The 9,904-nt window shown below is 36.0% G+C and carries 10 protein-coding genes; 5 read left to right on the forward strand and 5 right to left on the reverse strand.

Annotation, left to right across the window (positions count from 1 at the left end):
* A partial coding sequence (groL, locus tag ACY651_RS18125; protein ID WP_462254917.1) for a chaperonin GroEL occupies nt 1–1,434 on the forward strand: 1,434 nt, incomplete at its 5' end.
* 485 nt (nt 1,435–1,919) lie between these two features.
* Complete coding sequence (locus tag ACY651_RS18130; RefSeq protein WP_462254918.1) at nt 1,920–3,008, forward strand: T9SS type A sorting domain-containing protein; 1,089 nt, start codon at nt 1,920–1,922, stop codon at nt 3,006–3,008.
* Between the two features lie 242 nt (nt 3,009–3,250).
* Here the strand turns inward: ACY651_RS18130 and ACY651_RS18135 are convergent, their stop codons facing one another.
* Nucleotides 3,251–4,780 (reverse strand): trypsin-like peptidase domain-containing protein, encoded by a 1,530-nt coding sequence (locus ACY651_RS18135; RefSeq protein ID WP_462254919.1) that lies wholly within the window; start codon nt 4,778–4,780, stop codon nt 3,251–3,253.
* 288 nt (nt 4,781–5,068) lie between these two features.
* Nucleotides 5,069–6,064: an acyl-CoA reductase gene (locus ACY651_RS18140; protein WP_462254920.1), complete on the reverse strand. Its 996-nt coding sequence runs from the start codon at nt 6,062–6,064 to the stop codon at nt 5,069–5,071.
* 67 nt (nt 6,065–6,131) lie between these two features.
* Here ACY651_RS18140 and ACY651_RS18145 point away from each other — a divergent pair, with 67 nt between their 5' ends.
* A complete protein-coding gene (locus ACY651_RS18145) occupies nt 6,132–6,482 on the forward strand; it encodes a 4Fe-4S dicluster domain-containing protein (RefSeq protein ID WP_462222633.1) in 351 nt (116 codons plus the stop codon).
* 161 nt (nt 6,483–6,643) lie between these two features.
* Here the strand turns inward: ACY651_RS18145 and ACY651_RS18150 are convergent, their stop codons facing one another.
* The 3 genes from ACY651_RS18150 to ACY651_RS18160 all read right to left on the reverse strand — a co-directional run bounded on the left by ACY651_RS18150 (nt 6,644) and on the right by ACY651_RS18160 (nt 8,514).
* Entirely contained in the window at nt 6,644–7,069 is a 426-nt protein-coding gene (locus tag ACY651_RS18150) for a hypothetical protein (RefSeq protein ID WP_462254921.1), read from the reverse strand.
* Nucleotides 7,070–7,096: 27 nt separating this feature from the next.
* On the reverse strand, nt 7,097–7,834 hold the full coding sequence (locus ACY651_RS18155; RefSeq protein WP_462254922.1) for a sterol desaturase family protein: 738 nt from the start codon (nt 7,832–7,834) through the stop codon (nt 7,097–7,099).
* A 110-nt stretch (nt 7,835–7,944) separates the two neighbouring features.
* Nucleotides 7,945–8,514 (reverse strand): Crp/Fnr family transcriptional regulator, encoded by a 570-nt coding sequence (locus tag ACY651_RS18160; RefSeq protein ID WP_462254923.1) that lies wholly within the window; start codon nt 8,512–8,514, stop codon nt 7,945–7,947.
* 54 nt (nt 8,515–8,568) lie between these two features.
* On the opposite strand from ACY651_RS18160, the gene ACY651_RS18165 reads away from it, so the two are divergent.
* Both ACY651_RS18165 and ACY651_RS18170 read left to right on the forward strand, forming a co-directional pair.
* Entirely contained in the window at nt 8,569–9,036 is a 468-nt protein-coding gene (locus tag ACY651_RS18165; protein WP_462254924.1) for a YybH family protein, read from the forward strand.
* Nucleotides 9,037–9,164: 128 nt separating this feature from the next.
* Nucleotides 9,165–9,904, forward strand: a 740-nt coding sequence (locus tag ACY651_RS18170; RefSeq protein WP_462254925.1) for an ATP-grasp domain-containing protein, incomplete at its 3' end; no start/stop codon positions are given.

Consider the following 9,904-nt stretch of genomic DNA (forward strand, 5'->3'; position numbering starts at 1 on the left):
ATGGGTGCTCAAATGGTGAAAGAAGTGGCCAGCAAAACTGCAGATATTGCAGGTGATGGTACAACAACTGCAACTGTTTTGGCTCAGTCAATTATAAGCGAAGGTTTAAAGATGGTAGCTGCCGGTGCAAACCCAATGGATTTGAAAAGAGGTATTGATAAAGCAGTTAGCATTGTAGTTGAAAATTTAAAAGCACAATCTCAAACTGTTGGTAACGACAGTAAAAAAATACAGCAGGTAGCCACCATCTCTGCCAACAACGACGAAACCATTGGTAAATTAATTGCCGAAGCTTTTGTAAAAGTGGGTAAAGAAGGTGTAATAACTGTTGAGGAAGCAAAGGGTACAGATACAACAGTTGATATAGTTGAAGGTATGCAATTTGACAGAGGTTATATATCTCCGTACTTTGTAACCAACAGCGAAAAAATGCAGGCTGAATTACAAAATCCTTTTATCTTGATTTATGATAAGAAGATTTCTGCAATGAAAGATATTTTGAGCATTCTGGAAAAAGTTGCTCAAAGCGGCCGTCCTTTAGTAATTATTGCTGAAGATTTAGAAGGCGAAGCATTAGCAACATTGGTGGTAAATAAATTACGTGGCACTATTAAAGTGGCTGCAGTAAAAGCTCCGGGCTTTGGCGACAGAAGAAAAGAAATGCTTACAGATATTGCCATCTTAACTGCAGGTACTGTTATCAGTGAGGAGTTAGGTCATAAATTAGAAGCTGCTGATTTAACTTTCTTAGGTCAGGCTGCATCGATAACAATTGATAAAGACAACACTACAATCGTTGGTGGTAAAGGTGCCAAAAAAGATATTACTTCAAGAGTAAATCAAATTAAAGCACAAATAGAAAATACCACTTCAGATTACGATAAAGAAAAATTACAGGAGCGTTTAGCTAAATTGGCTGGTGGTGTTGCAGTATTATATATTGGCGCTGCTACCGAAATGGAAATGAAAGAAAAGAAAGACCGTGTTGATGATGCATTACATGCAACCCGTGCTGCAGTTGAAGAAGGTATTGTACCAGGTGGTGGTGTTGCTTACATCCGTGCTATTGAAGCTTTGGAACCTAAGGTTAGAGGCCAGATAGCTGATGAGCAAACCGGTATGGCCATCGTTCGCCGTGCATTAGAAGAGCCTATCCGCACATTAACTGCAAATGCAGGTATTGATGGTTCTATCGTGGTACAAAAAATTAAAGAAGGTAAAGGCGATTTTGGTTTTAATGCTAGAACAGAAGCTTATGAAAACCTTTTTAAAGCTGGTGTTATTGATCCAACTAAAGTTAGCCGTGTTGCTTTAGAAAATGCTGCTTCAATTGCAGGTATGCTGTTAACTACAGAAGCTGTAATTGCCGACAGACCTAAAGAGGAAGCGCCTCATGCTCATGGTGCACCTGATATGGGTGGAATGGGATATTAAGATAATAGGCAAATTGATAGTTGGCAATTTGCAAAAAAATACAAAATCCCTCTTACTGAAAAGTGAGAGGGTTTTTTTTGTACCTGGAAGCTCCAGCTTCCAGCCCATAATATTGTTCCGTTGTAATCTGCCAATTGATTTGCTTTTCATATTTATTTTATATGCTGCGAAATATTTTATTTTCCCAAAGTGTAGAAATGATTTCACATTACATGAAATATACCTTGCCAAATAATTCTATTTAAAAAAGCAACCTATTTTTATTTATCAACATCATTAAGCGCAATACATCAAAATTTTTACTGTAATTATATAAGTCGCAGGCTTAGAAATCATAAAAAATAATAACAGGCATCATTATTGAAATTTTATGTGTAGAAATTATTTATCCAATCCTTCCGCAAAACTTCTGTAAGAATTAAATCCCACATCTCTCTGAAAATTCATTTTTTGAATTTTATCTCTACACTATTAAAAAAAAATTTATGAAGAAGTTTTTACTCTCTGCGATTGCGATCGCTTCGGGAATTGTTGCTATTGCACAATCTCCAACAATTGTTACAACGGCTACAAATTGTACCGTCTTCCGAAATTTTAATGCTTCCGATGAAGGCTTTAGTTCTCCAAGTATTTACTCGGATGGAAACGACGTTGCATTTTTTTGGAATGCCGGATTAGGTGCAGAACTGGAAAGCAGCGGACTGACTGTAAGAAATGGCAGTCTTATTTCTCCTGTATATCTTCAAAGCGAAGAGGGCAGGGCAACTATTGGTTTTAGTTATGTGGCTCCAGCCGGTACCGAATTCCGTATCAGGGTTATATCAGGAGCTACCAGTCCTCCACTGGAAATATTAGCCAATACCGCTAACGGCCCGGTTTACACTGCTTTACCCGGCACTTCGGGAAGTATATGCTTATTATTAACCGATGCAGACCTAACCATTGGCCGGCAGATCAGGTTTGAATTCACTTTCAGGGCTATACTACCCGGTAATATAACATTTGATAACCTGGCATTATCTGTAGCAGGTGGTCCATTGCCTGTAACATTTGAAGGATTTGTTGCCCGTAGGGATAATGATGGCAGTGTAAAACTGTTGTGGAATGTTGGCGAAGAAATAAATGTAAAAGGTTATTATGTAGAAAGCAGTACCAATGGTGTTGACATTACCAGTGCCGGTTATGTAACTGCAAGCGGAAAAAAGATATACAGTTTAGATTACCCCGGCAAGCAAATGCAAACTATGTTCTTCCGTGTAAAAAATATTGACTTTGATGGCAGAAGTAAATATTCTTCTATCATAAAAGTTTATGTGAGGGAGCAAACCGGTACACAAATACAACTGTACCCGGTACCTGCAACCGACCAGGTAACCATACAGCATAATAAATCTCCAGAGCGTACATTTATCACAATAGTAAGCCCTGAAGGAAGAGTAGTACGCCAGGTTAAAGCCAGCCTGAACACATTGCAAACACAGGTTAATATCAGTAACCTGCCCAAAGGAATTTATATTGTAAAATATGATGACGGCAGTGGCGAAGTGCAAAGTTTAAAATTGATAAAAAAATAAAAGGAATTTTATGATTTATAAAAACCCGCTGCATGGCGGGTTTTTTATTTGGGGGGATAAATAATTTATGTTAGCAGGGATATTGCAGTGTTGAACATTATTATATTCTAATAAAGGTGGAAGGTTTTTGATTTACCATTTAATACGGCTTATAAAAATACCCTTGTTAGTTTTTGAATAATTGATAGCATAAAAAATGCCGGAATAAAAACTCCGGCATTTTATTTTAATAATCTAAAATATTATTCAGCACCTAATGTAATCGGGTATTCATACATGCCATCATAACCCGGATAAAATCCACTGATAGTAACATTTTTATTTGCACCGATAGCAACTTTTAATTCGTCTATCGATTTTACTTCTTTATCATTAAGTTTTAAAATTACAAAACCATCTTTCATACGGGTTTGATCATTTAAAGCACCTTCGTTTATTTTTTTAACTATCACACCACCTGCAACACCATAATCTTTTGCTTTTTTAGCATCTAAGGTTACCAACTGGGCACCCAATATATCTATAGAAGCATCTGCTTTTACAATATCAAAATTGCCGGCCTTATTTTTAAGTGTAACAATAACAGTATTTTCTTTGCCATTGCGTAAATAAGTAACCGGTATTTTATCACCGGGTTTAAAACGGCTTATTTGTCCCTGCATTTCGGCGCCATTGCTTACTTCAGTAGCATCAATTTTTCTAATCACATCACCTTTACGAATGCCGGCAGCATAAGCACCACCATCAGCAGGCACTTCCTGTGCATACACACCTTCGGCGGTAGAGGGCACACCAGCTCTTTTCTTTGCTTCTTCATCAAGGTCGCTGGCATTTACATATTGCACACCTAAAAAACCACGTTGTACAGTTCCAAATTTTATAATATCATCCACCACTTTTTTGGCTATGTTAACCGGTATAGCATAAGAATAACCGGAGTAATAACCGGTAGGAGATGCAATGGCAGAATTTATTCCTACTAATTTTCCATCGGTGCTAACTAATGCACCACCGCTGTTGCCCTGGTTAACTGCAGCATCTGTTTGTAAAAAAGATTCCACGCCAGCTGCCGCACCACCTGTTCTGTCCCTGTTTAATCCAAGGCTTCTTGCTTTAGCACTTATAATTCCGGCAGTAACGGTGGTTTCTAAATTAAAAGGATAACCAATGGCTAAAACCCACTGGCCAATTTTTAAATCATCGCTGTTGCCGTACAATATAAATGGTAAACCAGCTGCTTCAATTTTTATAACTGCTAAATCATAAGCAGGGTCGGTACCAACAACTTTTGCTTTGTAAGTTTTTTTATTGCTTAAGGTTACTGTTAACTCGTCTGCTTTATCCACCACATGGTTATTGGTAATAATGTAGCCATCCTCACTAACAATAACACCCGAGCCACTTGCCCTTTGTTCCGGAATAACATTTCCACGGCCACCAAAAAATTGGTTAAACATATCATCATCCAGCAAATCGCTGAAGGGGTTAGCCGGCCTTGTACGGGGCAGATTATTATTTACCTGCTTGGCGTTGGTTTTTGTTTTAATGTGCACTACCGTTGGGGAAGCAGCTGCAGCCGGAGCTGTAAAATCAACCGTACCCGGTGGTGGTGTACCACCATCTGTAAAGCCGGCGTATTTATAATTATTAGGTGTAATACCCGCCTGCTGGCCGGCATAGGTATCGTTGTGTTTAATAAATTTACCATAGCCCCAAATTACTGCAAGGGCGGTAACAGCACTAATAGCTACTGTAGATAACACTTGTTTCATTTTCATTTTTTCTTAGGTTTTATTTTTAATTTTTTATTTTTTTGAGCCAGGCTTCAGAATTTCTATTTGGCTTCATTGGCGTCGCACTCTTCAACAGTATAAATTTATTCAACTTTTATTAAAGCGGAGAGTGCAACTTTCAACTTTCCTTTTTAAACATCAACTCTTATGCCCAACAATACAAAGTAACGCAGAACTGACAAATTGCGATTTACCAACTGCCATCTTTAACAGTTAATTAGGAAGAGCTTCGTACATGTTTTCTAAACCCCTAAACTTCCCATCTCTTTATAAAGTTAACAAAAACTGCATCGTATCCACGCCATCCGCATAATCAAATAAGCCCGGTTGCTGCGCCTGCCCAAAAGGAGTATGCTGTTGCCCAACTATACATTGCACATCTGAATTGTCTTTCAGTAACGCTGTCACTTTTTCAGCATTGTCATAAAAACTGTAATTTAACTGGCTGATGGCTGAGAAAATTTCTTCACTCTCAATTAATAAGGTGCTTTCATTGGTCATGTAGTAAATATTATTCATCAAAGCAATCGACAATTGGTAATCGTAATTGTTTTTGTATTTATGATGATCGGCAAAATATTTATACTTATCAAAAGCTTTTAACAAAGGCACAAAATCATAGGCTGACGGTACAAATATTTTGGTAACATTGCGGCAGCCCAATCCAAAATATAAATGTACATCATCACTTAGCTTATCCAGTTCTTCTTCAGTTTCTTTTCCATATAAAATTGCTACCGATGTACGGTTGCGGCGTATTATGCTGGGATACTTTGCAAAATACTGTTCAAAATATCTTGCGCTGTTATTGCTGCCCGTAGCAATATATGCATCGCATCCCTTCAGCATTTCGGCAAACGAAATATAATTTTGAACGCTGATATCCCAGCTGTATAATTTTTGTACAATATGTTTCAGCAGCACATCATCTTTACCCGATAATTTTATGGTTTGTGTGTGGCCGCTTACAAACACACATAAAAAATCGTGAAAGCCCACTAACGGAATATTGCCCGCCATTACCAGCCCAATATTCTTTCCGTTAATATTATCATCCAGGTGATAATGATTTGCCCAGGCGGTTAATTTATCAGTATCTAAAAATGCTGTACAAATATTTTGTACAGCCAAATCAATAAAACCCGGAATAAACCAGCCGTTATGTGCTGTTGCGTTTGCTTTTACTTCCTGCCATTCGGTATCGTTGTCTTCTAAATAATTTTTTAATTTTTGTAATAATTCAATTCTATTTTGTAAATTCATATTGTTATTATTAAATTGCACCTGTAACCAAAAGGTAAGTTTAAAAAAATCAAAATTACGACAGAAGATGGCAATAAAAATTACAGACGAATGTATTAACTGCGGTGCATGCGAACCGGAGTGTCCGAACAATGCAATTTACGAAGGTGGAGTGGAGTGGGCTGTTTCCGATGGCACCACTGTAAAAGGAATGTTTACTTTGTTAGATGGTACGCAGGTAGACGCTGACCAAAGAAATGCACCAGTGAGTTCAGATATTTATTATATTACACCCAATAAGTGTACGGAGTGCCAGGGTTTTCATGAAGAGCCGCAATGTGCAGCAGTTTGCCCGGTAGATTGTTGTGTGCCCGATGATATGTATAAAGAAACTGTAGATGAGTTGTTAGCTAAAAAAGATAAAATGCATTTGGCATAGAGGTGAATGGCCAAAAGTGAATTGTCAAAATTTTTATAATCCGTGGAAGCGGATACTACAGGCAGGTGATATTTCCTGCTACAATGGCGAGGGTAATTAAAATTACTTTCGCCTTTTTGTTTTTATAATAATAAAAAATAAAAAAATGGTTTTGAATTTAGTTAAGACTGTTTACCAGCCGAAATTTTTATTAACCCGGTAATATTAGTAATTAAAAAGCATATAGAAGAAAGGAAAAATAGGAGCAGGGTTATAAAAGGGATAATCCCATTAAACAGCCCTTCATTCGATTCCCCTTCTAAATATGGCGGTAAGAATACTGAGCCAAGTAATAAAAGATATGCTGTTATATTAATTATATATTTCAAAATGAAAAAATTTTGTTTACCATACTTTGCCATTGTAAACAGAAACATCGACAATGATAAAAAAGGTAAAAGTGGATAAATATAATTAGTAGCTGTATTTTGTAGATTGAGTAGAATCCATAATATCAATGGCGAATCCCAATATTCATTATGAACAATTAAAATTGAAAAAGTTATAAGTAAATAAAAAGTTTGGCCTAAATTAAATATTAACTTCATAAAAATATTTTACTATTACTATTTTATTTATTCTTGCAATTTATCATTTTCCTTATGTATGTCTTTAAATTTCAGCATATCAAAGAGCCGCTGTTCTTTTTCATTATCAAAACCACAGGATGTTTTAAATTCTTTAGGGTTTTCATAAGTGCCAAACAGCATATCCCACCAAACTATATCACCGTAATTGTTGGTGTGCTTGTTATATTCATGATGTATCCTGTGCATTTCCGGCCGCTGAAAAATATAGCCAACCCATTGTGGTGTTTTAACATTGGTGTGGTAGAAAAATTCTCCTAATGCGGTACAAAGTGTATAAATGCCTCCAGCTTCTAAACTTAATCCCAGTAATGAATAAACCAGCAAACTGCCAATTATTGAATTTACTGTCATTTCTAGAGGATGTTTATAAAAAGAAGTGATTACTTCTATTCGTTGTGGACTGTGATGTATTTGATGAAAATGTGTCCATAAAAAATCGATGGTATGACGCCACCTGTGCCACCAGTAAAAAATAAAAGTTGCAATAAAGTATGCAATCAATCCGCCCAACACAGAATTAACATGGTTGGAAAGGTGAAATAAAGAATAGGCTGAAAACCATTTTTCCCAAGTTACTCCTGCAAGTGTCACAACACCCAATTGCACAAAGTTTACTGCCAATACTCTTATTGTCCATGTGGGTACATCTGGTAGCTTCCACCCCGGAATTAATCTTTCCAATAAAAAACAACATCCAAATACTATAAAAATTGTTATCAGCATAGTTGCATTTTTTAATATTTAACTTAATAAACAAAAAATATTTATCACTAAACAAAACTAAATGGAAAGGAGATAAAACAAAATGACAAAAGTCAAAAAAAAAGCAGTTGCTACATTTTGGATTTAAGCCTGCTTAAAGTTGCTTTATCAATATCTAAGTAAGAAGCGATGTATTGAGACGGGGCTCTTAATAAAATTTCCGGATGATGTTTTAATAAGAATCTGTAACGTTCTACAGCTTTTTTATTTCTTATACCTAACAATCTTTCTTCAGAAAGTACATAATATTTTTCTGTAAACCTTCTGCCTACAATATTAAACTCGGGGAATAAATCATACGCTTTTTGCAGTTCATCATAAGTAATATACAGCAACACAGTATCTTCAATTGCTTCAATAAATTCTTCACTAGGTTTTCTCTCAAAAAAGCTTCTTACTGAAATGCTTATATCACCTTCCTTCATAAACCAAACTGATGTATCAATTCCTTCCTCAGTAATATAATAAGCTCTTAAAAGGCCAGATATAATAAAAGAAACTTTATTACTGATTTCGCCCTGCTTCAAAAAAATCTCTTTTTTATGAAGGGTAACGGGTTTTAAATTATTAAATAAAAAAATTTTAAGATTATCGGAGAGAGGATGAATTGTATTGAGGCTATTTATTACAGTGTCTTTCAAAATAATATTTTTATATTTGACAAGATTTTGAATATAAAAATGAATTTATAACGAATGTATAAACTTTTACCAGTTATCTTATTGGTTTTTCTTTTTTCCTGTAATCTTTTCCCAAAGAAAAAAATAATTACCGGCCCCGATGAAAAGCAAAAAATGATGGATACCGACAGGGCGTTTTCTAAATTAAGTGTACAAAAAGGGATGAAGAATGCTTTTTTAGAATATATAGACAGTAACGGTGTTTTACTTAAACCAAACCGTTATCCAATTTTGGGTGCCGAGGCGATTGATTATTTAATTCAGCAAAACGACAGTGCTTACACTTTACAATGGGAGCCCGAAGCCGGGTTTATTGCACAGTCTGGCGAACTGGGTTACACCTATGGAGTATATGCTTTTAAGCCCAATGGAAAAGACACCGCCACTTACGGCACTTATGTAAGCATTTGGAAAAAACAGGCAGACGGCAAATGGAAATTTGTATTAGACAGTGGCAATGAAGGAGTGGGCGAAGAAGAATAGTATATAAGTATATATTTATAATGCTGTATTAAAATTTGTAAAGAAACTGTAATATTGAAAACTGAAAATAGCAATTCGAAATAGTAAACTATATTTGGTTTTAGTTTAAACAACCCCTTACAAACAGAATGACAAAAAAGATTGCACTTGTTACCGGCGGTTACTCAGGCGAAGCCGTTATCTCGTACAAAAGTGCCATTGCCATAGAAAAGAATATTGATACTGACAAATGGGATTGCTATAAAATTGATATCAATCCTGAGGGTTGGTTTTACATGGCAGGTGAGGATTCAAAAATTGCTGTTGATAAAAATGATTTTTCCATAATTGTAAATGGAACAAAAATAAAATTTGATGCAGTACTTGTTGGGCTGCATGGCACACCCGGCGAAGATGGAAAACTGCAAGGCTATTTTGATGTACTGCAATTGCCATACACTTCTTGTAATGCAGCAACATCTGCACTTACTTTTAATAAAAGATATACCGTTGCCGTAGCAAACATGGCTGGCATTGCAGTGGCTTCATCAGTACATTTATTTAAGCATACTGAATATAGTTTGGATGCAATTTTAAGTCAATTGCATCTGCCCTATTTTGTAAAACCTAATAACGGAGGATCAAGTATTGGCATGAGCAAAGTGAATGAAGGAAGCCAGTTAAAAGAAGCATTGGAAAAAGCTTTTTTGGAAGATGACCAGGTATTGGTGGAGTCAATGATTCAGGGAAGAGAATTTACCGTTGGCGTTTTCAAAAGCAATGGAGAAATAATTGTTTTACCATTTACAGAAGTATCAACGCAAAAAGAATTTTTCGATTTTGAAGCAAAGTATGGCGGTATATCAACCGAAACAACACCGGCAGCAAT

The organism is Ferruginibacter sp. (assembly GCF_031391665.1).
Lineage (GTDB): Bacteria > Bacteroidota > Bacteroidia > Chitinophagales > Chitinophagaceae > Ferruginibacter.